Genomic DNA, 25,583 nt, shown 5'->3' on the forward strand with positions numbered 1-25,583 from the left:
AAGAAATACAGGGTAATCAATGGAAAATTTGCAGCTGGTATTGCTTCTTATAGGTGCGATAGCCATTATCGCCGTACTTGTGCATGGTTTTTGGTCCATTAGAAAGCACCAGCCTAAAGGGTACAAACAGGGGGCGATGGCCGATATCAATCGTGAACGTCGTGATGCACAAGGTTTTGATAACGATGGTATTGGCGAAGTCAGAGTCGTTAAAGTTAATCCTGTTGAAGCGCCTGCTACTCAGGACGAGGATGATACGCAAGAGGCGCAGATCGTAGAAGAGCCCAAAGAAGCCGCTTTTGAACTCAGTCAGGCGCCAGCAACGAAAGTGAATAAAGCGCGAGTTGAACCTTCTTTATCGCCAGAAGTGCCGGCCTTTAGTACGGAGCTTCCGGTACAAGAATCTTTATTTGCGACTGAAGAAGCTGTTTTGGCAGAAGTCGTTGAGCCAGTGTTGGCTGCATCTCAACACGCTGCGGCGGAAGTTGTAGTGCAACAGCCTGTTGCTGAGCCAAAACCTGCACAGACTGAAGCGTTAGGTGAGCCTCAAGATGTGTTAGTTTTGCATGTTGTGGCTAAAGAGGGCGAAGAGCTCAGCGGCGCCGAGTTACTGCCATGTTTGCTAACGCTTAACTTTAAGTTTGGCGAGATGAACATCTTCCATCGTCATGAAGATAATGCTGGTACAGGGAAGGTTTTGTTCTCTATGGCCAATATGGTTAAGCCAGGTGTATTTGACCCAGATAATATGGAGCAGTTTAGTACTCAAGGTGTGGTGCTATTTATGACGCTTCCTTGTTATGGCGATGCGCTAATGAACTTCTCCATCATGCTAAACTCAGCACATCAAATCGCCGATGACTTAGGTGGCATCGTGCTTGACGGTGGCCGTGATGAATGGTTAGAGAGCACTAAACAAAACTACATTCAACGGATCAGAGCGCTAGCCTAAAAGCCGATTGATGGGCTTACAGATATAAGCCAGAGCCTAGATTTAGGCTCTTGAAACGTAAAACATTTGAAAGGCCGCAGCAGCGGCCTTTGTTATTATTTGGACAACAAGATGCTAGAAGCTATTCAAACTGAAATTGCTCAGCTTACCGCTGAACTCAATCAACACAACTATCGTTACTATGTTGATGACAGTCCCTCTATTCCTGATGTGGAATACGACCGTCTATTGAACAGACTGAAAGCGTTAGAGACCGAGCATCCACAATTTTGTCTAGCTGACTCGCCGACACAAAGAGTTGGCGGTGAAGCATTAGCCAAGTTTGAGCAAATTCAACATTTGAAACCAATGCTCAGCTTAGACAACGTGTTTGATGAACAAGAGTTTACCGCGTTCAATCAACGTATTACTGATAAAACGGGCAGTATTAGTTACTGCTGCGAGCCAAAGCTAGATGGCCTTGCGGTGAGTATTATTTACCGTGATGGCGTGTTTGAGCGAGCGGCGACTCGAGGTGACGGCCAGACCGGTGAGAATATCACCGAAAATGTGCGCACGATTAAATCGATCCCACTGCGATTGCGTGGCGATAATTTTCCACCACTCGTTGAAGTGCGTGGTGAAGTCATTATGCCGCACAAAGCATTTGATGCACTCAATGAACGTGCACGCGCTAAAGGCGAGAAGTTGTTTGTCAATCCACGTAATGCAGCAGCTGGCAGCCTGCGTCAGTTAGACAGTAAAATCACCGCCAGTCGCGCTTTAGGTTTTTATGCTTATGCATTAGGCGTGGTGGAACCCGATAGTTGGGAGCTTGCCGATAGTCATTATGGCCAGCTTGAACAGCTGCGTTCATGGGGTGTACCTGTTAGCCAAGAGGTTAAAGTTTGCGAGTCTATCGCTCAGGTAATGGAATATTATAATGATATTCAACTACGCCGCAGTAGCTTAGAGTTTGAAATCGACGGCGTGGTGATCAAGGTTAACCAGATTGCGCATCAATTAAGTCTAGGGTTTGTTGCCAAAGCCCCGCGCTGGGCAACGGCATTTAAATTCCCCGCTCAAGAAGAGATGACGCTATTAGAGGGCGTTGATTTTCAGGTTGGCCGTACTGGCGCCGTCACACCTGTCGCACGCCTAAAGCCAGTATTTGTTGGTGGCGTGACGGTATCAAATGCAACTTTACATAACGCCGATGAAATCGCTCGTCTTGGGGTTAAGATCCGTGACACCATTATTATCCGCCGTGCTGGCGATGTGATCCCGCAGATTGTTGCCGTGGTGACTGAAAAGCGCCCTGAAGATGCTCAAGATATTACTTTCCCTACTCGTTGTCCTGTGTGTGACAGTGAAGTCGAGCGCGTCGAGGGGGAAGCTGTAGCACGTTGTACAGGGGGACTGTTTTGTGAAGCACAACGTAAAGAAGCCATTAAACACTTCGCATCACGCAAGGCGTTAGATATCGATGGTATGGGGGATAAAGTCGTTGAACAGCTGATTGATAAAGAGTTAGTTGAAAGCCCCGCAGATCTATTTAGGCTCACCGCCTCAGCCATGACCATGCTTGAACGCATGGGAATGAAATCGGCAACTAAGCTTGTTGCAGCTATCGAGGTGGCAAAACAAACCACGTTTGCACGTTTCCTCTATGCATTAGGGATCCGCGAAGTGGGTGAGGCAACGGCGGCAAATCTCGCGGCTTATTTTAAGACATTGGATGCACTAAAAGCGGCCAATGAAGAGACCTTTATAAAGGTTGATGATGTCGGCACTATCGTAGCAGCGCACTTAGCGCACTTTCTTGCCCAGCCTCATAACCTTGAAGTCATCGATAAATTGATTGAAGTCGGCGTGCACTGGCCTGCTATTGAAGAGGTTGCTGACGACGATTTATCGCTAAAAGGTCAAACCTGGGTATTAACTGGCACCTTGACTCAACTCAACCGTAATGACGCCAAGGCTAAGTTACAGGCGTTAGGCGCTAAGGTTGCTGGTAGCGTTTCTAAAAACACCGACTGCTTAGTGGCTGGCGCCGCAGCGGGTTCAAAACTAGCTAAGGCACAAGAGCTAGGCGTAAAGGTGATTGATGAAGAGGCCTTGATTGCTATCTTAGCTTAGCAGGTACTTTTCAAAAAAGAGTGACAGACTTAGTTGCTAAGTTTGATTAACGTAAAGCTCCTACGCTCTCAAGCGAGGAGCTTTTTTGTTGTCTTGAGAAAAATAAAGCTTGAAAATCATTTAATTGCCACCACATCTAAGAACATAGTCGTACTTAAGAACTTGCTAGCTGTCTTGAGTCATCAATTAAAGGAAATGGTTTGAATTTTAGTAATATCACTTGGCTTGATGATAAAGGGCACGTAAAACCGCCAATCATGCTTTATCTATTATTGGTGTTTATTGCTCGCGGCTGGTGTGTGTTTATTGCATCACTCACTCAGGCTAGCGACAGAGCGGCCTTGGTCGCGCTATTTTACCCACATAAAAGTGACTTTCTGATGGCCTTAGCGGCGGGGGCTGGCGCCCTGGTCGTGTACGGCGCGGTGATTGCGGAAAGAAAACGTTCACCACAATGGGTTAGGCCAATATTCCCCTATATGAAGTGGATGCTTGTTTTGCTGTTGCTTATCGACGGTGGCTTACTGATCCAGCGGGTGTTACATACTTACTATGCCTATAGCTGGAGCATTGGCTTAGATGCACTGTTCTTGTTCTGGGCTAGTCTGTATCTGTATCAGTCGAAGCGATTAGCGCTGTACTTTAGCGATTGGAAAGAAAGCGATTGCAGGGAAAAAGAGTAAAAAAAAGACGCTGCAAGCAGCGTCAAAAGAATCTTTATTCAGAGAGTCACTCTGTACAGGGGATCCAAAGAGTTACGATAAAAACCTTCACTGATAAATAATAATCAAACTACGATTAAGACTTAATCATGTTAAAGGACAATTGACAGTATTGTTTCCTAAACATCATCTTCGGGGCGACCGATATTAAGAAACAATTTCAGTATATGCAGTTTGAATATTGTATGCAATATTCGATGTGTGAGAATTGCTGCTGAAATAAGAAAAATAAAGCATAACATATACTCAAATAGCATTTTTTAAGCCTCATTTAAGATTGATAACATTCATTTCGAAATTTTTCTTGTCAATTTTACTTTACCTGTCATAAAGTTGACACTAGGGTCTATAGTTCCTAGTGAATAAACGACTTATAATCAATTCGCTAGTAAACCTAGGGCTTATAGTCACTAGGTTTTTGGCAACAGTTAATTGTGAGTAAAACAGTGGCTAGTGTTAAGCACGCTTGATTGGTGATAAATAAAGGTCGGTGTAGATACCGATGCAGGAGTGACTTGATGTCAAAGGCTGCGGAAGTGCAAATTCCTTTGTCAGAGTTGAAAGTCGGGATGACAGTTAAGCTTCCCCTTTCATGGACGAACCATCCCTTTCTATTTAATCGTGTTGAAATAGAAAAGTTAGCGCACATTGAGTTAATTAAAACGCTTAATGTACCCTACGTGTACCTGCTATCTGGTGTTGAACTGCTGTCAAAAAAGGCCGCCCCAGTCAAAGCAGAGATAGTCGCCTCTGCTGAGGATATTGCCGCCGAGTATAGCGCTTTAGTGAGAAAGTCTATTCGTATCGGGCAACAAAGATTTACCAAAGGCGCGAGTGATTGTAGGGCGGCATTCACCAAGTTAGGTTCAGATCCGCAAGGCGCTTACCGTAGCGCCGCAACCTTGGTTGAAGAGCTAATGGATCACCTGAAAGAAACCGATACTCCGCAACTAACATTAGTCAATGCAGGAGATGACATATCGGTCAATCAGCACGGTGTCTCGATAGCGGTGTTGTCTATGATGATAGGCCAAGCCCTAGAGCTTACTCATTCACAGTTACGTGATATCGCCATGGGCGCGCTATTTCATGATATTGGCAAGCAGAAAGTACCAGATATTATTCGACGTAAGAAAGGTCAACTCTCTGAGCATGAAACTAATTTCTTAAATATGCATCCTCAGTTTGGCTACAACATGTTGGATAAGTTAGGGCTGTTTCCCCAAGCCGTATTAGATAGCATCTTGCATCATCATGAGTGGATTGATGGAAGCGGTTATCCTCATGGACTCAAAGGCAATCAAATCTCGTTATTGACGCAAGTGGTCAGTCTCGCCAATGATTTTGAGGGAGTGCTTAGGGCCGGTGAAGCTCGCTCGCCTCAAATAGCATTAGGTTACTTGTTTAAAAATCGGGTAGATAAACATGATGCAGTACTTATTTCGACCTTAGTTAACGTGCTGGGGATCTATCCTCCGGGCACCTTAGTGACACTTTCCTGTGGCGAAATAGCCAAAGTCATGGTGACGACATCGCAAGTTAAGAAACCGATAGTATGGAGCTGCAATATAGATGGGCAGAATGGAACGTTGCGCTTTTTAGCTGAAGAGGAGTACGAAATCACCGGCGTGATAAAAATTGAAGAGCTTTGCTCTGCAGTGGTAAAAACGCTCGATGCAACATCGCCAGTCAGTTTTTATTTCAGTACGTTATAACAAGTCTCTAAATCCGCTAGATCACGTTAAGCTTATTTCTTATCATGAGCACTTACGTATAAATGATGAATACTAAAATGAGTGCTAATGAAAAACACTAGGATTAAATCAGTTTGTATTGTCGGCTGTGGTTGGTTTGGCCTTCCACTTGCTAAGGCACTGGTAGAGCGCGGACTCACAGTGTTTGGCAGTAAACGCGAGTTACCACAAGTACAAGTATTAAAAGAGCAGGGCATTAATGCTGTTAAGCTCGACTTAGATGACCAGCAACATTTGCAGCAAGACAAAGCGCAACTGATAAATGCATTAGCGACAGATTGTTTAGTCATCAATATCCCACCAGGGTTACGCAACGATCCCGACGCCTATTTACAACGATTGGCTAGCTTAAAACAACTTATTGGCAGTCACTGTTATAAAAAGCTTATTTTTATCAGTACTACTGGGGTTTATCCCTCAGTCGATGGCGTGCTCGTTAAATGCGTCGAAGACGATGCAAAAGCGCACTCAGAGGTGAGCGACAAACTATTACAAGCCGAGGCGTTGTTTGCCGCTAATACTAATGCTTGTATCGTGCGCTTCGCGGGGCTAGTGGGCCCTAAACGCCACCCTGGACGGTTTCTTGCGGGTAAAACAGGCGTAGCCGGTGCCAGCAGCGCAGTCAATTTAGTTCATCTCAATGATTGCATTGTTGCGGTGACGACGCTGTTATTTAATCCTTCAGCAAGCAGGGTTTACAATGTGTGCGCGCCGATCCATCCAACACGCCAAACATTCTACAGCGCCGCGGCAAGTGACTTAGGGTTAGCGGTACCACAATTTGTTGATATCGACTCGCACAACTCACTCTCTGGTAAGCTGATTAATAGTGATAGATTGATTACAGAGTTCAATTTTGAGTATCAATTTAGCGATCCTATGGATATGCTGAAAGCCTGCTAATAAACTGCTGAAGACAGGCTCAGTTAAACTGATAAAGAGTTTATGAGCCCAAAGCGAGTTGAGATAACAGCAAAATAAAATCTAGGGATAAATATGAACAACTTTAAACAATCACTTGGACGTATTTTTATTCTTTTCGCCATATTATGGTTACCGATGCAAAGTGCATTGGCTGCGCCCTATCAAGAAGGCGTAGACTACGTGAAAATATCGGGGATCCCAGAGACAACAACCCCTGTGGTGCGAGAGTTCTTTTCTTATAATTGCGGTCACTGCTATCGTCAAGAACCTTTCTTCGAACAGACTGCAGATCTTCTCGCTGATGATGTTGAATTTGAGCGGACGCCAGTCGGTGCGGGACGTGATAGTTGGATTTTAAGTCAAGAAGCATACTATTTAGCACAAAAATTTAATGTGACTAAGCAAGTACACGGTAATATCTTCACTCGTATTCATGAACAAGAGGGGGCTTTTACGCGTCCAGACCAATTGAGAGACTTTTTTGTTAGCCAAGGGCTTAATGCAAAAGAGATTGAGGCGGCAATGAATTCAACCGACGCCAAGCTTGCTTTGATGAACTACGATACCCAAGCGCAATTAGCCGAGATCCGTGGTGTACCATCGCTAGTCGTTAACGGTAAATATTTGATTAAGAATCCAGGAAAGACGCCAGAGGATTTAGCCAAGCTAGTCCGCTATCTAAGTAATCTTGAGGAAGACAACAAGCCATAGCGGCTTTTACCTTAATAGCTTTGCTGTTGTTGATGAGCCCACTTAACCGTGGGCTTTTTGTTATCCAAACCTAAATAATCACAGCGCTCAAAATCACTGATGTTCAAAAATCACAGCGCTCAAAATTACAGGCCAGGATAATCACTAATACCTCTTCCCAAAGGCTAATCTCACCACATCACCAAGCGCGATGCTTTCACAAAGAATATGAAGCTAAAGAGCACGCACTTAAAAGGCTAGAACTGTGCCTTTTCGTGCCATCAATTTTCTTCGTAGTGAGGTACTTTTAGTCAATAATGAGCTCAGTTGAGGCGAAATATACCGCTGTAGGAATTGTGAGGAAGTGAGAAAATTAAATAGAACTAGATCCTTACGCTCGATAGTTTACCGTGAATTTGATAAGTTATTGAAATTGAAATGTTTGGGTAAAGGATGTAGAGACCTCTACAGCAAGACGCTCAAACCGAAAGTACAGTTTGGCGTTATGTTGTTTGGCAATGATGGAGTATGAATGAACATTGAAGTTAATCTCGACAGGGATATAAATGAAGATGAAGTTATCGATTTATATAAGGCTAATGGATGGTCTTCTGCTGATAAACCCGCAGAACTGATGGCAGCGTTAACAAACTCTCACTCTTTAGTAACCGCTAGGCTTAATGGCAAATTAGTCGGTTTAGGTAATGCCATATCTGATGGGCACTTAGTCGTTTATTATCCTCACATGCTGGTTCATCCAGATTATCAAGGTAAAGGTATTGGGCGAAAAATGATGGAAGCGTTCCAATCAATATATGGTCATTTGCATCAACAAATGCTAACGGCAGACGGCAAGGCTATAGATTTTTATAAAACCTTAGGTTTTGTGCGCGCGGGTAAAACTGAGCCTATGTGGGTATACTCGGGAACGGAGCATTAACGGCATCAAAAATAATCGAATAACCGAATAACCAGACACCCAGAATTGTTAGATAGAGGCTCGTCTACCCTTGTTCAAAGTAGAAGTGCACCACTCATTTCAGTATAGGTTTCAAAAGGTGTCTGGTAATTAAGACACTTTCTTGGCCTTGAGTTTAGTGCATTTTCAATTTCCAAAATTTGATTTTCAGTGATCGTTTCAAAGTCAGTTCCCTTAGGTCAATATCGACGTATTAGTCCGTTAATCTGCTCTACCGCACCTTTTTTCCCAGCTATGGTATGGCTGGCAGAAGTAAGATTTACAGTCTAGATACTCATTCACAACTAGATGATGTGCTCCAAAAATATCAAATCATATCTTAGTAAGTCTCAAACCAAGCGAACTCAAATCTCAAACTTTGCGACGCGCTACATAAAATTTCCGTTGTTTTCCATTACGACCTTGGTCTAAGGTTTTGTTTGAAAAACACTCAGGGCTTACGTTGGCGTCAACCTCTAACTGTATGTTAATAAGTCATTTTTATGTTTCTCCTATTAAGGTTGCCGTTGGCGTTAGACTAAGGTCGCGATTGTTGTTCCCCCTGTGGTTGTTAGATTAACTCATGACTTAAATATAAAAACAGCACATGGGAGTCACTATGAGTTTTGAAAGCAATGAAAAAGCAGAGGGATATTGGCGTGAGAATTTACGCCTAGTACTTAAATTATTGACAATATGGGCAGCAATATCTTTTGGCTGCGGAATATTACTCGTCGATGTACTCAATGAGGTTCATTTCATGGGGTTCAAACTAGGATTTTGGGTGGCCCAGCAGGGCGCGATTTATGTATTTGTTGCATTGATTTTTGTTTATGTCGCTAAGGCGAATGCATTAGACAAAAAATATGATGTACACGAAGACTAAACCCAACCCATATAATAAGGAATCATGAGATGGATGTACAAACACTAACATATCTGATTGTCGGGTTTACATTTGCCCTATATATCGGAATCGCTATCTGGTCTAGAGCCGGATCGACTAAAGAATTTTATGTTGCAGGTGGCGGTGTTCACCCTGTACTTAACGGAATGGCAACGGCTGCCGATTGGATGTCTGCAGCATCATTTATTTCGCTCGCGGGTATCGTGTCATTCGTCGGTTACGACGGCTCGGTATACCTAATGGGTTGGACTGGTGGCTATGTATTATTAGCACTGTGTATGGCTCCTTACCTACGTAAGTTCGGCAAGTTTACTGTACCTGATTTTATTGGTGATCGTTATTACTCTCAAGCTGCGCGAACGGTAGCGGTCGTGTGTGCCATCTTTATCTGTTTTACTTACATCGCGGGTCAGATGCGTGGTGTGGGGGTTGTCTTCTCAAGATTCCTTGAGGTTGAAGTCGATACCGGAGTGTATATCGGTATGGGTGTGGTGTTCTTCTATGCCGTACTTGGTGGCATGAAGGGGATTACCTACACCCAGGTTGCTCAGTACTGTGTACTTATTTTCGCATTCATGGTGCCAGCTATCTTTATCTCAGTGATGATGACAGGACATATTCTGCCTCAACTGGGCTTTGGTGCTGAATTGGTCGATGCAGCAGGTAATGGTACCGGCGAGTTCTTGCTCGATAAGCTTGATGGTTTATCAAAAGATCTTGGCTTTGCGCAGTACACTGAAGGCTCTAAAAGTACCATTGATATGTTCTTTATTACTGGCGCACTTATGTTCGGTACCGCGGGGCTACCCCATGTTATCGTGCGTTTCTTCACGGTACCAAAAGTGAAAGATGCACGTGTATCAGCGGGTTGGACATTAGTATTTATTGCAATTATGTTTACCACTATCCCAGCATTGGCAGCGTTCTCTCGTGTAAACATGATTGAAACTATTAATGGTCCTGAAATGGCTGGTACACCTTATGAAAACGCTCCTGAGTGGATTAAGAACTGGGAAAAGACAGGATTAATTAAGTGGGAAGATAAGGATAACAATGGCCTAATTTATTACGCTAATGGTCCAGAAAATGAGATGAAAATTGACCGCGATATCATTGTATTGGCGACACCTGAAATTGCTAACCTTCCTGCATGGGTGATTGCACTGGTGGCTGCTGGTGGCTTAGCGGCTGCACTGTCTACTTCTGCGGGTCTATTGCTGGTTATCTCTACGTCGGTATCTCATGACTTATTGAAGAAAAACCTTATGCCGGATATCTCCGACAAGAAAGAGCTGATGTTTGCACGTATTGCCGCAGCGGGCGGTATTGTGATGGCAGGTTACTTTGGTATTAATCCACCAGGGTTTGTCGCTGCGGTCGTCGCGATTGCATTCGGTTTAGCGGCATCGTCACTGTTTCCTGCAATTATTATGGGGATTTTTTCTAAGACAGTGAATAAAGAAGGTGCCATCGCGGGTATGGTTACTGGTCTACTATTTACCGCGTCTTATATTGTTTATTTCAAGTTTGTTAACCCAAGCGCGAACACCGCCGACAACTGGTTGTTTGGTGTATCACCTGAAGGTATAGGTCTGTTTGGTATGCTGATTAACTTTGCCGTGGCATTTGGTGTGAGTAAAGTCACCTCCGCTGTACCGCAAGATGTAGTTGATATGGTTGAGTCTATTCGTTTCCCTAAAGGGTCGGGCGAAGCACAAGATCACTAATTGTTGCTTTCAAATAGAATAAATTAAAAGAGCGCTTCGGCGCTCTTTTTGTTTTTCTAATCACTGGCCTTTAGTCGAATAGAGCCAATAGGGAAAACCGCATATAGTAAATAATTGTTTGATAGTGGGAATGACTTAATGGATGCCAGTGAATTACAGCCCATCATGCAGTTTTTACAACAGAGAGTACCCTTCGATTCCTTAAATGAAGCTGCCATCTCTCGCTGCTGCCACGCGTTAACCATAGGTTATTACAGTAAAGCGTCCGCTTTTGTGCCGTTAGATCCTAATCATCCCCAGCTTTATATTGTTCGCAGTGGTGCATTTGAAGTACGTGATAAAAATGGCGAACTGCTTGATAGGTTAGGTGAAGGGGATTATTTTGGTTTTCCTTCGCTGCTTTCGGGTGAGGAGGCCAGTAACCAGGTCGCTATTTTAGAAGATGGTTTGGTATATCACCTGCCGCCACAGATGTTTGATTATTTGAGAAAGGAGAGCCGAGAGTTTGACCGCTTTTTTAATCGCGCTTTTGCAAAACGGCTACGACATCAAGGTCGGTTTAAAGCTAGGGAGCTGACAACGACAAGCCGGATCACTAGCCTTATGTCTAAGTCACCGCTCACTATCGATATGAAAGCAACGGTTACCCAAGCAAGCAGGTTGATGCGCGACTCGCGAGTGTCGTCGGTTTTGGTTATTGATAACCATAAACTGGTCGGTATTTTAACCGATAAAGATCTGCGTAATCGTGTTTTAGCTGAAAACTTTGATGGTAGCTTACCTGTCCACCAAGCCATGACCACCACTCCGGTGACGATAGGGTCCACTTCCCTTGTATTTGAAGCTATGCTGCTGATGAGTGAACATAATATTCATCATCTTCCTGTTGTCGATAATGGCCTCGCGACTGGCGTGGTGACCAGTACAGACATATTGCGTGGCCAAAGTTCGCAGCCGCTGTTACTTATCGGTGAAATCGAGCGGCAAAAAGACCTGCAAAGTTTAATTCAAGTCAGTAAACAAATTCCGCTATTACTGCAAAATTTGATTAGTGCTGATGCCAGAGCCGAAGAGATAGGCCGAGTGTTGACCTCGGTAACAGATGCACTTACGCGTCGATTGATTGTGCTTAACCAGAAGATTTTAGGCGAGGCGCCAATGGCATTTTGTTGGCTGGCTTTCGGCTCGCAGGGGCGACAAGATCAAGCCGCGTGTTCAGATCAAGACAACGGCTTATTGCTCGCCCACGAGCCAGATGAGGAAGCAAAAGGTTATTTCGACGCTCTGTCTCATGCGGTATGCAAAGGATTAGATGACTGCGGCTATATCTATTGTCCAGGTGATATTATGGCGCAAAACCCTAAGTGGCGAATGTCACTCGATAAGTGGAAGCGAGTCTTCGACAAATGGGTTAATACGCCAGAGCCTAAGGCGTTGATGCATGCCAGTATCTTTTTCGATATGCGCTCCGTTTTTGGGCCACAAACTCTGTTTGATGGCTTGCAAGATGCGGTTCTCAATAATACTAAAGGTAACGATATCTTCCTCGCGGGCTTAACGGGCAACTCGTTAATCAGCGCGCCACCACTAGGGTTTTTCAGAAAGTTTGTGCTAGAGCGTGATGGCAGTGAAGTAAAAGGCATAGATTTAAAGCATAAAGGTAACGCCTTGATAAATGATATTGCGCGGGTGTATGCGCTGTCTGCTGGTATTAAAGAGGTCAATACAGCCAAGCGCATACGTGCGTTGATGGAGCAAAATATCATTAATCGCAAAGATGCACTTAATCTGGCCGATGCCCATGAGTTCATTGCCCATATGCGCCTGTCAAATCAAGGTTATCAACATACTCACTCTCTGCCGGTGACTAACTATTTAATGCCGCAAAACGTGTCATCTTTGGTGAGGCATCAGTTGCGTGATGCATTTAAGGTGGTGCATGACGGGCAGGTTGGCCTTAAGCTTAAAATGATGCGGAGTTATTAGCCGTGAGAAACCTATATTTAAAAACGCGATTACAGCTCAATGCACTTTTATGTAAACAAGAGGAGATTGCTGACTATTATCGAGCGTTAACCCAGCAGATCACAAAACCGTTATCTCAAATTCCGTTGATGGCATTTGATTTAGAGATGACAGGGCTTGATAGCCAGCATGATCAAATCTTGAGTATCGGTGTTATTCCAATTCAAAATGGTTTGCTGCAAGTAGCACAATCAAAACATGTGTTGGTTAAAATAGAGGGGAGTGTTGGTGATAGTGCTGTTATTCACGGTATTGTGGACGAACAATTGACACAGGCTGTTAATCCTAAGCAAGCAATGGCGTGGTTTTTAAAACAAACACAAGGGCATGTGTTAGTGGCTCACCATGCTCCGTTAGACTTATGTTTTTTAAAGGCCCTATTGCAACGCTGTTACGGTTTGAACATACAGTTTGTAGCGATTGATACCATGGCTGTTGAGAAGAAGCGCCTGCTTAGGCAGCATGATGTGATTAAAGAGGGCACGTTGAGACTCGATGCTTGTCGTCAACGTTATGGCTTACCTGTTTACGCGGCTCATAATGCCGCTGTCGATGCGCTAGCGTGTGGTGAATTACTGCTTGCGCAAATGGCGGGGATTGCGGGTAGTGACGAACTGGCATTGGCGGATCTATTAATTTAATGGTCACTAAGTCATGAGACTATCTACGCGCTAGCGTCGCCATAAAACAGTTATCGATTAGGCTGCGCTGGGCGTTGTAACTTGATTATCTCCCCCATTTTATCAGTACATTTCTGATATCTTCTTTTTGATAGGGTTTATTTACTATCTCATCCATACCGCATTGATAGCATTGATCTGTTTCAGTAGACGTAGTGCTCGCGGTTAAGGCGATAATAGGCTTTTTATAGCCGTTATCTCTAAGTCTTCTAGTGGCTTCAAAGCCATCGACAACAGGCATACGGCAATCCATAAAAACAATGTCGACTTGGTGTGCGGCTAAATATTCGATAGCTTCTAGTCCGTTGTTGGCAATGGTAGGTTTAATACCAAATTCAGCTAAGATCATCTCGATTAATACCTGGTTAACCGCGCTGTCTTCTACAACAAGAACAGAAAGCGTTTCTATTGGAAAATCAACCTTAGCTGAGTCGACTCGAATTTTAGGGCTTGTCACTTGCTTGAGCGGTAAACTGATAGTGAATTGTGTACCTTTACCTAATTCGGACACTAAGCTTATCGTTCCGTGCATTTCATCAATCAAATGTTTACAGATGGCTAAGCCTAATCCTGTACCTTCAAAGGCGCGATTACTGGAGTTATTCACTTGGGTAAAAGGATCAAATAAGGTATCTAATTTGTCTTGGGGTATGCCACATCCCGTATCGGAGACGGAGAAGTAAAAAGCCCTGTTTTTCCATTCAATATTGACGCAGACCTTACCTTTCTGCGTAAACTTAATAGAATTACCGATAAGGTTGACCAGAATTTGTTTGATTCGATCCGGATCGCCCATAAGCCGTTTCGGGATATCTTCTTGATAGTTGGAAATAAACTCAAGTCCAAACTCTTGTGTCCTGAGCTTGAAGATATCGTAAATCATGTCAGACAGTTTCTTAGGAGAAAAATCAATTTCAGCGATTTGCAGCATGCCGGCACTCATCTTACTTAAATCAAGCAGATCATTAATGATCACTCGTAGTAATTCACCGGATTGATGCATAGTGCCTAATAACTGTTGCTGATGTTCAGTTAAATCAGTATCGCCCATCAGCTCTGCCGACCCTAAGAGACCATTTAAGGGGGTTCTTAGCTCATGGTTAATCATGGCAACAAAGTCCCTGGTCGACTGTTCAGAGCGCTCTGCTCGTTGCTTTTCTTCAATGGTACGTGCCAACAACTCCTGCCGACGGTGGGCTGCACTAATCATATCGCAGAACAGTAGAAGTTGTTTTTCGATGGTATGCTGCCATGATGTTGGCGAGTCAATGACTAACGTAAGACTGCCAAGGATCACTTCTTCGGAGTTAATCATGATCTTAATTTGGCGGTGGTCCTCACTCCAAAAGAGCGGTGAAGAGATAGTGCTATCTTCTTTAATCAGCGATTTATCTCCAGCATAAAATGATTTGAATTTGCCATTATTATCTAATGATTTAAATCGAACTTTACTGGCTTTTATCTCATCGATTCCAATGAGAGCGTCAAGCAAGCGCTGTAATAAAATATCGGAGATCGGTTTTTGTAAAAATAGCTGGTTAAAATCCAATAGAATGGATTCTAAATAAGTTTTAAATTGTAATAGGGCGATATCTTGTTCGGATTTTTCTTTAATGTTGATGAGTGAGTCTTCAACCAGTTGTTTTGCGGTATAAAGCTCACGGCTCTTTTCTTCTAATAGTTTTTCAGCCGCTTTTTTGGCAGCCTTTACTCGCTCAATCTTTCTGGTGAGCAAGCTTACTTTCTCAGTTAACTGATTAATTTCATCATTTGGCATAAGTATCGCTCAGACTGCTATCGTTATAGAGTGGTTATGATAAAGCGTACTTCGGATTGATCAGAGTTCATCGGCTGCATTTGTATATTAATGGTTTCGTTAAAGTGGTCTGCGCAACCTTGAATTAAACCAAGACAAACATGAGACATGCAGCGAGCCGAAAGGTAGTCCATTACAAGTTGAGTTTCAGTTTCTGATATAAAATGAAACGAGGGAGGGTTGGCATTAGCATAGAGCTTTTTTACTTCGATATGGATGTACGCTTCGACACTATTAATAAAAGCAAATGTGGTTTGGGCTTTACCTTCAAGGCCTGGCATACTTTTATACAAGGTGTTAAAGATAGAACGGCCATAGACTTGCTGCAACTCTTCTGCTGAGATCCCCGTCAGTTTGCTTAAAGTGACAATGAGCTTGACGAGATCTCTATGATCATAGGTACCAACCGATGTGTAGACACCATCATTTTGGTTTTCATCTAGCATTTTCTGGCAGGTTTCTAATCCAAAAGTGTCCTCAACCAGTTCTAAGAATTCAGCAAAAATAATCCCTTTCATATCTCGCTCCTAATTTAACCCACTTCCTATAACTTAGTGTATTAACAGGAATTATTCAATGCATTAGGGGAAAGGTAATTTTGGGTTTAGGTTAATTATTCATGCTTTCATCACAAAGTTAGAGATGGTATTTGGCTTGAATCCGTTTAAGTGTGGATTTTGGTTACATTTTAGCTATTCAACAGTGTCAGGCTCTTCTATAAATAGGTGAGTGATATCAATTGCATTAAGTCGCTATCCTGACTGCAGGGAAGCGCTTCTGAATTGACTATATATTTAATGAATTAGACACGTTTAATTGAACGAAAGGAGGAGGGGATGGCATTTCCGTTAATTTGGTTAGGGGCAGCTGCAATTGGCGCTGTGATAGTGGCGGAGGAAAAAGAACAACAGAAGCAGCTCGCATTGAAACGGCAGCAAGGTAAGGCAAGCAGTAAGCATGTTAATGGCGCTGAATTGGCTCCAAGTTTATGGCAAACAGGTCATCAGCGCGTTAGGCCTCAACCAGGAAGCATCGTCTGCTGTTTTGTATTTGGAGTCATTGAGCATAGCGGTATTTGGGTGGGTGATAATACCTTGGTGGAGCTTCATGGTAGCGGCTTAGTGCGGGCGGTATCAGCCGAGCGATTTTTAGCGGGTCGCAGCGGCAGTCGCATCTATCAAGCCTGTGATCATCAGCATCAGCCTTTGATTGGTGAACAGACGCTAAATAGAGCTAAGCAATTCATTTTCAGTTATCGAGAATATGATTTGTTTGATAATAATTGCCACCGTTTTGTCTGGCATTGTTTGAGTGGAGAAGAGCAGAGCTTATCAAGCTTTAGTAAACTGAATAACAAGATTGGTGGTTACTTCTCTGAAGCTGTCTATTGGGATGAGTTAACCTTGGAGGTTGAAAAACAAACATAAAAAAACACCGATATAAATCGGTGTTTTTGGGGTTAATTTACTGATGAATGCTTAGCCACAAAAATGTTTGACAGCTTTAGCAACAAGTTCAATACCCGTCTTATCACAAGGCGGTAACTCTGCATCACTAGTATTAATTGGCGTGACTCTGTCACCCCACTTAATCAATGCTGCAGCAGAAGTCAGGCCTGCACCAAATGCACATGACAAAATAGTCTGATTTGGCTTGATCTTACCTTGCTCTAGTGCATCACAGATAGCGATAGGAATCGTCGCAGCAGAGGTATTACCATAGTTGGCAATGTTAACAACCGCTTTTTCTTTCGGGATCTTCATGCGGTTAATTAACGTATCGATAATACGTTCGTTTGCTTGATGAGGGATAACCCAGTCAATATCTTCTTTATCGATACCACACTTTTCGATGACTTTAGTACTTAGCTTACTCATACCAGCGATTGCACGTTTAAAGATCTCTTGACCATTAAACTCGATATAGAAGTCTAGAGATGAAGCTTCAAATCTATCCATCGCAGTACCAAAACCGGCTTTTAGGATATCGCGACCATCAGGATCGTTATTAAGCTCATAGCCTAATACACCAATGGCTTCATCAGTGGCTTCAAGGACTACAGCGCCTGCGCCATCGCCAAATAATACCGCTGTATCACGACGAGACCAGTCAAGGAAGAAAGATAGGCGCTCAGCACCAATCACGAGTACTTTCTTACATTGACCACTTTTGATCTGTGAGCTAGCTAAGCCTACACCATACAAAAAGCCACTACATGCAGCGTTAATGTCAAAAGCCGCGCAGGTTGCGCCAATATTTGCTTGGACAGTTGAAGCGATATTTGGAATTAACGTATCAGGCGTTGCAGTGGCTAGAATAATCATATCTAGTTCACTACCATCAATACCCGCTGCTGCAAGTGCTCTTTGAGCTGCTACAGAGGCAAGCTCTGAGGTGTCAACGTGGCTAATATGTCTTTGGCTGATCCCGGTGCGTGGTTTAATCCATTCATCAGACGTTTCGATAAATGTTGCAAGATCATGATTTGTTAGGACTGCTGGTGGGACACACTTTCCCCACCCCGTAATTGTGGCGTACTGCATCTAGGTATTCTCTTAACTTAAAAGGCAGAACCTGAGCTCTGCCTTATGGGATCTGTATAAGTAAAGCTTAGCAATAATATTGCTAAGCAACAGTGAGCTAGCCCTCTTGTTGGCTAACTAATATGCGGATCGCTTCGGCAGCGTGTAAGATATGTGCGCGCAATACTTGCACTGCATTATCGACATCTTTCTTCTTACAATATTCTAGTAACTCACGGTGATCTTGTTGCGCTTTAGGCACACCGCTTGCTAAAAATAGTTGTAATCGAACGTAACGGTCACAGTTGGTATTCAATCCTTGAACAACCTCAAGTGTGTGTGGGCGGTTCGCCGCACTATAAAGGCATATATGAAATTGTGAGTTTAGACCACTCCAATTTTCAATTTGCTCTTCATCTTGGAAAGCCGCATCCATTTCTTGCAGAATACTTTCGGCTTGGTTGAGGTCTTCTTCACTTAAATTCGGTATCGACTTAGCCAGTAAGTCGCCTTCGATCAATGCTCGTAAATCAAAAAGTTCGGTGACATGCTCTACTGAAAGTAGTGTTGCTGTTGCACCTTTATGAGCTTCAAACTTAACTAAGCCTTCGGCCTCTAATTGCAATAAGGCTTCTCTTACTGGAATTCGACTAACATTCAATTCATCAGCTAAGGCACTTTGACGTAAGGGTTTGCCTGCCGCGATTTCACCAGAAAGGATTTTTTCCCTAAGCACCTCGACCACAATTTGTGTGCGAGTTTTATGGACGATAGGTGTTGTTCTGCTCATAGTTCCCGATTTTTTGTTATTTATGCAAGTTGATCTGTCCTAGGTTACCGCTAATGCCAATATAATGAAAGGGGAACCGATGGTTTCCCTTCCATATTTTTGACATTTCTAGAAGGTGATGACGCCTGTTTCGCCTTCAGTTATGCGAGTAGGCAGTAAAGCTTCTGGCATATTTTGATAGCAAATAGGTCGCTCAAAACGCGCCATGGCCGCAGAACCAACAGAGGTGGTTCGGCTGTCAGTGCTTGCTGGGTATGGACCGCCATGATTCATGGAGTGACAAACCTCAACACCCGTTGGCATTTGATTGAAAATTAAGCGGCCTACGTTGAATGCAATGGCTTCAATTAACGTTTTGTTATCGGCAAACTCTGACACTAAGCCGTGAACCGTTGCTGTTAGCTGGCCTTCGAGTTGCTCTGCAATAACTTGCATTTGTGCACAATCGTCACACTCAACCAGTACTGCGCAAGGACCAAACACTTCCTGTTGGATCGCTCTTGAAGCTATAAAGTCTGCAGCCGTCACTTTTAACGCTGTAGGGCGGGTAAAGTGATTGGCAGGTGAAGACTCACCTTGAGCAATGAGTTCAACTTTTGGGTTAGTTAACAAGGCGTCAATCTGTGCTTGATAAGTGCTAGCAATACCTGCAGTCAGCATGCTTGCCGCGCTTTGAGAAGCAACGTCTTGTGCGAGCGTCGCCGTATAACGATTTAACGCGTCACCTTTAATCGCTACAATCACGCCAGGGCTAGTACAAAATTGACCGTGTCCCATAAGCATTGATTGCACTTGAGTCGAGGCTAAGCTTTCTGCTTGCTCTTCTAGGATATTCGCCAAAATAAACTGTGGATTAGTTGAACCTAGCTCGCCATAAAATGGGATCGGCTCTGGGCGCGCGGCGCAAAGGTCTGACAAAATACGGCCAACCTTTAGTGATCCTGTAAAACCAACGGCTTTAATCTCAGTGGCTGTTACTAGCTGGGTCGATACTTCTGGCGTGACACCTTGAACCAAGTTAAAAACACCTTTTGGCATATCGCACTTAACAGCGGCGCGCTCTATTGCACGGCTTACCAGTTCACTTGTCGCTGCGTGAGCCGGGTGACCTTTTACGACCACACTACAACCTGCTGCGAGTGCCGATGCTGTATCGCCGCCAGCAGTAGAGAAGGCTAGTGGGAAGTTCGATGCGCCAAATACAGCAACTGGGCCAAGTGGCAAAGTTGTAAGTCTGGTATCGGGTTTAGGCAGTGGTTGTCTTTCTGGGTTGGCTAAATCCACATAGCGACTATCAATTGGATTTCTTAGGTTGCCAGCAAATAGTCGTAATTGGCCACAAGTACGGCCTGTTTCGCCTTGAAGGCGTGCCATTGGTAACCCCGTCTCTAAATGGGCTGTTTCAGTAATCGCTGCAATATCGGCTTGTATTTCATCGGCAATCGCGTCTAAAAATTCGGCACGACGCGTTGGCGCTAAGCTGCGATATTGAACAAATGCTTGCTTGGCGGCGGTGGCTGCGTTTTCAACAATGCTTTTGCTAGCGTTGGCAAAGCGCCAAACTAGCGCTTCGTTGGTAACAGGATTCGTACTGCTAAATTCAGTTTCTTGGTTAGTCCAAGCACCGTTTACAAAATGCTGGCCAGAGATGGCAACTTTGTTTAAATCTGTCATGTTTACTCCTGAGTTTTAAAGCTCATTTAGAAATTCGTATGGTTAGATGACTTGAAAGCCGAACGCGTATGGATCGCTGTCATCAACTGTGATGGCATTTTGCCCAATAATTCGCGCCCAACCCTTTATGCTCGGCATTATTGCTTTGTGTTCGCCGACCCTAGTTTCGGCTTCGATACGACCAACAAATTGGCTGCCGATAATGCTTTCGTGGGTGTATTCATCGCCCACGTTTAATAAGCCTTTGGTATAAAGTTGTGCAAGACGTGCACTGGTGCCTGTTCCACAAGGTGAACGGTCGATGGCTTTGTCGCCATAGAAAACGGCATTGGCGCCGTTGGACCCCTCACTTATCGTGTCACCAGTCCAAAGTACGTGACTTACGCCACTCACCGTTGGATCGTCTGGGTGAACACAGGTCAGTTGCTGTTGAGCTGCTTCTCTTACAATCGGACTCCACTTTAAAATGTCACCCGCGCTCCAATGACGAAGTCCGGGGAAGTTTTCTTGTGGGTCAACAATAACGTAGTAATTACCACCGTAAGACACATCAACTTTTAATGTGCCTAGCCCTGGAACATCAAGGATTTGGTCTCGATGGGCTAAGTAAGCAGCAACATTATAGATTTTTACCCAGTCGACTTTTTCACCTGTTTGCTGGTAGTCGATTTTGATTTGACCCGCTGGTACGTCAATGATGAGTTGGCCGGGGGTTTTACCGGTAAGCAAACCTGATTCTATTCCAGCGGTGATGGTGCCAATAGTACCGTGCCCGCACATAGGTAAGCAGCCACTGGTCTCGATAAATAGGATTGAAGCATCAGCATTGTCAGAACAGGGAGGATAAAGAAAGGCGCCTGACATCATATCGTGGCCACGTGGCTCAAACATCAATGCCTTACGGATCCAATCATATTCTCGAAGGAAATGTTGGCGTTTTTCGCTCATGGTGTCGCCAAGCAGGTGAGGGTGGCCGCTGGTGACAAGTCTAACTGGGTTGCCACAAGTGTGGGCATCTACACAAAAAAAAGTGCCTTTCAGCATGTAAAATACTCCATTGTAATCATTGTTGTTTTCATTATTGTTTTCGTTATTGATAAAGTGAGCAAAGTCAGCCGTTTAACTTGCATTAAACGGCTGGCTTTTACGGAACCGACTTTTATTAGTCGAGGTTGTACTTGTCTAAGTCGATTCTAGTTTCAAGTGCTTTAGCAATAACTTGCTCAACGTATGCACGCTCTTCACCGATGAGTGTCATTCGTGGAAGACGAACGTTCTCGCTACCGCGACCGACAATTTGCTCGGCAAACTTGATGCACTGTACAAGTGTTGGGATGGTGTCTAAACGCAGCAGTGGCATGAACCAGCGATAGATTTCACGTGCTTCTTCAATACGGCCTGCGCGTGCTAGCTTATAAAGGGTGACTGATTCGCGTGGGAATACGTTTGTTAGGCCCGAAATCCAGCCCGTTGCACCAAGGAATAGGCTTTCAAGTGCGATATCGTCAACACCACATAGAATGTTGAAACGATCACCGAAACGGGTTTGCAGCTCTGTTAGGCGGCGCGTATCAGTGGTTGACTCTTTGATTGCAACGATGTTCTCTTCTTCTGCAAGAATCGCTGTCATTTCAAGATCGATGTCAATACCGTAACCAACAGGGTTGTTGTAGATCATGATAGGTAATTTAGTTGAACGAGCAACGGTTTGGTAATGAGTTACCACTTCACGGTCAGTGCCGTGATATACCATAGCAGGAAGTAGCATCAGGCCATCAACACCTAGCTTTTCTACATCTTGTGCATATAAAGATGCGACTTCTGCAGTGTTTTCAGTACAACCTGATAAAACAAGAATACGACCTTTTACAGTTTCAACAGTGTGCTTGATGAACTCACGCTTTTCTTCTGAGCTAAGAGAGGCGTTCTCTCCAATTGTGCCTAAAGCAATAATTCCGTCAATACCATCTCTGATTAAGTCTTCCAACATACGAGAATTTGACTCGTAATTGATTGAACCATCTTCATTAAACTGTGTTGATATTGCTGGAAAAACACCTTGCCAATTTACCTTCATACTAAGCCTCTATTTACTGCAGTGTAGCGTTTGGAGTTATGCATAGATTGGTATATTGTATACGCATGTTTTCAAATTGAAACCCTTTTGTTTAGGGTATGTATCTGAGAAAGTGCTACTAAAACCACAAGAATTATTGTATACAATATCCAAATGTTAATGCGGGAGCAATAAAAAAATGCAGTCGATCACAATAAACGCAGAATTGGCGAGTAGTTTCAAAGACTTTGTCACTATAGATGCACACACAGAAGGTGAGCCGTTAAGGATAATCGTTTCTGGTTACCCAGAGATTAAGGGCGATACAATCTTAGAAAAGCGCCAATACGTGCAACAGCATTTAGATACTTACCGTAAGTTGCTAATGCATGAACCACGAGGTCATGCGGATATGTATGGTGCACTTATTACGGAAGCCGTGACTGAAAATGCTGATTTTGGCGTACTATTCTTGCACAACGAAGGCTATAGCAGCATGTGTGGTCATGGCATCTTGGCTTTGGTTAAAGTCATGTGTGAAACCGGAACGATTGAATTAACGGACTCGTCTAGAGTTATAAAAATAGATGCGCCAGCAGGATTAATCACGGCAAAAGCCTATCGCGACCAAGCGGGTAAAATTCACGCGAGTTTTAAAAATGTGGACTCTTGGGCGGACGCGTTGGATTGCAGCGTGAATGTTGATGGTTTTGGTGAGGTAAAATACGATATTGGTTTTGGTGGGGCTTACTATGCGTATGTCGATGCTGATGAACATGGGATCAGCTGTGGTCAAGATAACGTCGCTCAATTAATCGATATCGGGCGTCGTATTAAGCATGCCGTTATGGCGACTCACGTATTAACGCACCCATTAGAAGAAGACCTAAGCTTTTTGTATGGCACCATGTTTACCTCTAAAAAGGTAACAAACCCTGAGGCTCATTCTCGTCATGTGTGCATTTTTGCTGACGGTGAAGTCGACCGTTCGCCGACCGGCACTGGTGTGGCGGGTCGTATTGCCTTGTTGCACGCAAAAGGTGAGGTCGAGCTAAATACACCGCTGATGATTGAGAGTATTGTTGATGGCAGAATGATTGTTAGTGCCGCTGCAACATCCGAATTTTATGGCAAGCAAGCGGTGATCCCAGAAGTGTCAGGCCGCTCATTTATCACAGGGAAACATCAGTTCTTTATTGACCCTGATGACGTCTTCCAAGATGGCTTTATGTTGCGTTAAATAACCTGAGATTGGGTTAAATAGCGGTTACAACAGTAAATGGAGAACGAGATTGGAGAGATATAAATGAACAGCAGTAGTCAAGGTTCAGAGCTGGGCCTGGATCAAAACCAGAGTCTAAATCAGCACAGTCACAATCAAAATCATAGCCAACCTGGTGATCTCACTATCATTGGTGCAGGAATCGTGGGCTTATCTGCAGCGATTGAGCTGCAACGAGAAGGGTTTAATGTCACGGTTATAGATAAAGAGGGGACGGGTGCCGGGGCGTCTAAGGGCAATGCAGGGCATTTTGCCACTGAGCAGGTATTCCCACTAGCCGATCCTGCCATGCTGCCAAAGTTGCCTGGAATGTTAATGGATCCCCTAGGGCCATTTCGTATTCAGCCTAAGTACTTTTTTAAAGCCTTACCTTGGTTTATGCGCTTTTTACACAATATGTTGCCATCACGTAGAGCTAGAAATAGCCGTGCAATCAAGGCGCTTAATCAAGATTCAATAGCGGCAATGAAATCGCTTGCTAAGTTTTGTGGCTGTGAAGACTTATTGGTTTTCAATGGTAGCTTATTGGTTTTTGAAGCCACAGCGATAGAGGAAGTTCAAAAGGAGTTTCGAGCTTATGCTGATGCGGGTGTAGAAGTGCAACTACTCTATGGGGATCAAGTTAGGGCGCTGGAGCCATCACTGAGTAACAAGATCACCCATGGTTTGTATTTTACCCATGTCGGTCACACAAGCGATCCTTTCCGTTTATGCCAAGCGTTTGAAGCCAAATTTAAAGCGTTAGGTGGCAAGCTACGCACAGAAGAGGTTGTTAAAATCAACACGGTGAATACCAGCTCGAGCATCAAGCTGGATATGGGCTCTGGTGCTAGCGAGAATACTGACAGGTTGGTGATAGCATCTGGTGCTTGGTCAAAGCCTTTTGTTAAGCAATTAGGTTATTCTGTGCCGCTGGAAACTGAGCGTGGTTATCATTTAATGATGCCACAAAAAAGTAGCTTATCTCGGCCCGTGGCATCTTATAACCGTAAGTTCATTATAACGCCTATGCTCGATGGCACGCGATTAGCCGGAACGGTGGAGTTTGGCGGTTTAAAAGCGCCATTAGTCGATGCTAGGGCTGACTGTTTATTTCCCCATGGTAAGGCATTATTGCCAGATTTATTTGCCGATGCCTCAGTTAATGATGGAGAACGCTGGATGGGCTTTAGGCCGTCTATGCCTGATAGCCTACCGGTATTAGGTCGTAGTCAAACCCACGCCAATGTGTTTTTCTCTTTCGGCCATCAACATTTAGGTCTTACCTGGTCGGCGTTAACGGCTAAACTGTTGACTCAAGAGGTGCTAGGTCAGCAAGCTAATATCGACTTAAGTCCCTATCGAATCGATAGGTTTAACTAGGTTGGCCTATCTTTAGAGCTAACAGCTTATCGTTAAGTAATAGAGTGGCTGGAAGTTAACTAAGCAGGCGATTTAAATATCAGCATCTGTGGTTGTAAATGGAGTTGAGCCTAACTTCATTTACAATGTTTCTGTTGTTGAAGTACTGGATGGATTTATCTTTGCAGTATTCCTGCTGATTTTCACAGTACAAAGATGATTGGACTCTTAAAAGTTTGATCTAGCCCAATCACTGAGTTTATCTGCAGGTTTTGGAAAGCCAAGCGAGTACACAAAGCGATTTTCACTGTCTTCAAATACGTTGGTATTTATCCCCAGTAAAACAAATCCCTCGTTCAGTAGTGCGCAGGCGTCTTGATGACATTCTGTTTCGACTACTTTTGTAATTTTAAGCATGACTGCTTGGGACTTTATCATTTCCACGTTTTCCGTATTATCCATGATATTCCTTAAGCATAGGCTATGATCTAGGGTCATTGATATGATTAACCTATCACATCGATGCTGGTGTAGTGTAAGTCGCACAGATGAGTTGCCAGTACTTGTTTATCGCGATTGGCTTATTTGCTGGCGAGTCAACCGCGCACTACAATCAATAAGGCTGTTTAAGATACTTTACCCTCA

Annotated in this window: 22 protein-coding genes; 14 read left to right on the forward strand and 8 right to left on the reverse strand. The window is 43.9% G+C overall.

Annotated elements, in window-relative coordinates:
- Window positions 1–19 precede the first annotated feature (19 nt).
- The 11 genes from zipA (at window position 20) to ACVBIL_RS07045 (ending at window position 13,418) form a co-directional block, all read left to right on the forward strand.
- The gene (zipA, locus tag ACVBIL_RS06995) at window positions 20–952 is read left to right on the forward strand and encodes a cell division protein ZipA (RefSeq protein WP_447166260.1); all 933 of its coding nucleotides are present in this window, start codon (window positions 20–22) and stop codon (window positions 950–952) included.
- A 111-nt stretch (window positions 953–1,063) separates the two neighbouring features.
- A complete protein-coding gene (gene ligA / locus ACVBIL_RS07000; protein ID WP_447166261.1) occupies window positions 1,064–3,070 on the forward strand; it encodes an NAD-dependent DNA ligase LigA in 2,007 nt (668 codons plus the stop codon).
- A gap of 200 nt (window positions 3,071–3,270) precedes the next feature.
- A complete protein-coding gene (locus ACVBIL_RS07005; protein WP_447166262.1) occupies window positions 3,271–3,753 on the forward strand; it encodes a DUF2919 domain-containing protein in 483 nt (160 codons plus the stop codon).
- A gap of 557 nt (window positions 3,754–4,310) precedes the next feature.
- Complete coding sequence (locus tag ACVBIL_RS07010) at window positions 4,311–5,507, forward strand: HD-GYP domain-containing protein (protein ID WP_447166263.1); 1,197 nt, start codon at window positions 4,311–4,313, stop codon at window positions 5,505–5,507.
- 87 nt (window positions 5,508–5,594) lie between these two features.
- Window positions 5,595–6,449 carry an SDR family oxidoreductase gene (locus ACVBIL_RS07015; RefSeq protein ID WP_447166264.1) on the forward strand — a complete coding sequence of 285 codons (855 nt, stop codon included), beginning with the start codon at window positions 5,595–5,597 and terminating at the stop codon, window positions 6,447–6,449.
- Between the two features lie 93 nt (window positions 6,450–6,542).
- Window positions 6,543–7,181: a thiol:disulfide interchange protein DsbA/DsbL gene (locus tag ACVBIL_RS07020; protein ID WP_447166265.1), complete on the forward strand. Its 639-nt coding sequence runs from the start codon at window positions 6,543–6,545 to the stop codon at window positions 7,179–7,181.
- Between the two features lie 511 nt (window positions 7,182–7,692).
- A complete protein-coding gene (locus ACVBIL_RS07025) occupies window positions 7,693–8,100 on the forward strand; it encodes a GNAT family N-acetyltransferase (RefSeq protein WP_447166266.1) in 408 nt (135 codons plus the stop codon).
- A gap of 637 nt (window positions 8,101–8,737) precedes the next feature.
- Window positions 8,738–9,004 carry a DUF4212 domain-containing protein gene (locus ACVBIL_RS07030; RefSeq protein ID WP_447166267.1) on the forward strand — a complete coding sequence of 89 codons (267 nt, stop codon included), beginning with the start codon at window positions 8,738–8,740 and terminating at the stop codon, window positions 9,002–9,004.
- A gap of 29 nt (window positions 9,005–9,033) precedes the next feature.
- Window positions 9,034–10,752 (forward strand): sodium:solute symporter family protein, encoded by a 1,719-nt coding sequence (locus tag ACVBIL_RS07035; RefSeq protein WP_447166268.1) that lies wholly within the window; start codon window positions 9,034–9,036, stop codon window positions 10,750–10,752.
- Window positions 10,753–10,890: 138 nt separating this feature from the next.
- Window positions 10,891–12,738, forward strand: a complete 1,848-nt coding sequence (locus tag ACVBIL_RS07040; RefSeq protein WP_447166269.1) for a DUF294 nucleotidyltransferase-like domain-containing protein — start codon at window positions 10,891–10,893, stop codon at window positions 12,736–12,738.
- A 2-nt stretch (window positions 12,739–12,740) separates the two neighbouring features.
- Complete coding sequence (locus tag ACVBIL_RS07045; protein WP_447166270.1) at window positions 12,741–13,418, forward strand: exonuclease domain-containing protein; 678 nt, start codon at window positions 12,741–12,743, stop codon at window positions 13,416–13,418.
- Between the two features lie 85 nt (window positions 13,419–13,503).
- On the opposite strand, the gene ACVBIL_RS07050 is transcribed toward ACVBIL_RS07045, so the two are convergent.
- Together ACVBIL_RS07050 and ACVBIL_RS07055 are read right to left on the reverse strand one after the other, a co-directional pair.
- Window positions 13,504–15,234, reverse strand: coding sequence for an ATP-binding protein (locus tag ACVBIL_RS07050; RefSeq protein ID WP_447166271.1), 1,731 nt, complete (start codon window positions 15,232–15,234; stop codon window positions 13,504–13,506).
- A gap of 23 nt (window positions 15,235–15,257) precedes the next feature.
- Window positions 15,258–15,791 carry a heme NO-binding domain-containing protein gene (locus ACVBIL_RS07055; protein ID WP_447166272.1) on the reverse strand — a complete coding sequence of 178 codons (534 nt, stop codon included), beginning with the start codon at window positions 15,789–15,791 and terminating at the stop codon, window positions 15,258–15,260.
- A 318-nt stretch (window positions 15,792–16,109) separates the two neighbouring features.
- Here ACVBIL_RS07055 and ACVBIL_RS07060 point away from each other — a divergent pair, with 318 nt between their 5' ends.
- Window positions 16,110–16,700: a lecithin retinol acyltransferase family protein gene (locus tag ACVBIL_RS07060; protein ID WP_447166273.1), complete on the forward strand. Its 591-nt coding sequence runs from the start codon at window positions 16,110–16,112 to the stop codon at window positions 16,698–16,700.
- 51 nt (window positions 16,701–16,751) lie between these two features.
- Here the strand turns inward: ACVBIL_RS07060 and ACVBIL_RS07065 are convergent, their stop codons facing one another.
- The 5 genes from ACVBIL_RS07065 to ACVBIL_RS07085 form a co-directional block, all read right to left on the reverse strand.
- The gene (locus ACVBIL_RS07065; RefSeq protein ID WP_447166274.1) at window positions 16,752–17,816 is read right to left on the reverse strand and encodes a beta-ketoacyl-ACP synthase 3; all 1,065 of its coding nucleotides are present in this window, start codon (window positions 17,814–17,816) and stop codon (window positions 16,752–16,754) included.
- Window positions 17,817–17,913: 97 nt separating this feature from the next.
- Window positions 17,914–18,585, reverse strand: coding sequence for a GntR family transcriptional regulator (locus ACVBIL_RS07070; RefSeq protein ID WP_447166275.1), 672 nt, complete (start codon window positions 18,583–18,585; stop codon window positions 17,914–17,916).
- 108 nt (window positions 18,586–18,693) lie between these two features.
- Window positions 18,694–20,259, reverse strand: a complete 1,566-nt coding sequence (locus tag ACVBIL_RS07075; protein ID WP_447166276.1) for an aldehyde dehydrogenase (NADP(+)) — start codon at window positions 20,257–20,259, stop codon at window positions 18,694–18,696.
- Window positions 20,260–20,301: 42 nt separating this feature from the next.
- The gene (locus ACVBIL_RS07080) at window positions 20,302–21,303 is read right to left on the reverse strand and encodes a 4-hydroxyproline epimerase (RefSeq protein WP_447166277.1); all 1,002 of its coding nucleotides are present in this window, start codon (window positions 21,301–21,303) and stop codon (window positions 20,302–20,304) included.
- A 118-nt stretch (window positions 21,304–21,421) separates the two neighbouring features.
- A complete protein-coding gene (locus ACVBIL_RS07085; protein ID WP_447166278.1) occupies window positions 21,422–22,336 on the reverse strand; it encodes a dihydrodipicolinate synthase family protein in 915 nt (304 codons plus the stop codon).
- A 178-nt stretch (window positions 22,337–22,514) separates the two neighbouring features.
- Here ACVBIL_RS07085 and ACVBIL_RS07090 point away from each other — a divergent pair, with 178 nt between their 5' ends.
- Both ACVBIL_RS07090 and ACVBIL_RS07095 read left to right on the forward strand, forming a co-directional pair.
- Window positions 22,515–23,555, forward strand: coding sequence for a proline racemase family protein (locus tag ACVBIL_RS07090; protein WP_447166279.1), 1,041 nt, complete (start codon window positions 22,515–22,517; stop codon window positions 23,553–23,555).
- A 66-nt stretch (window positions 23,556–23,621) separates the two neighbouring features.
- Window positions 23,622–24,959 carry an NAD(P)/FAD-dependent oxidoreductase gene (locus ACVBIL_RS07095; protein ID WP_447166280.1) on the forward strand — a complete coding sequence of 446 codons (1,338 nt, stop codon included), beginning with the start codon at window positions 23,622–23,624 and terminating at the stop codon, window positions 24,957–24,959.
- Between the two features lie 207 nt (window positions 24,960–25,166).
- Here the strand turns inward: ACVBIL_RS07095 and ACVBIL_RS07100 are convergent, their stop codons facing one another.
- On the reverse strand, window positions 25,167–25,400 hold the full coding sequence (locus ACVBIL_RS07100; RefSeq protein ID WP_447166281.1) for a hypothetical protein: 234 nt from the start codon (window positions 25,398–25,400) through the stop codon (window positions 25,167–25,169).
- Window positions 25,401–25,583 lie beyond the last annotated feature (183 nt).

The sequence above is a fragment of the Shewanella sp. 125m-7 genome, from assembly GCF_052977045.1.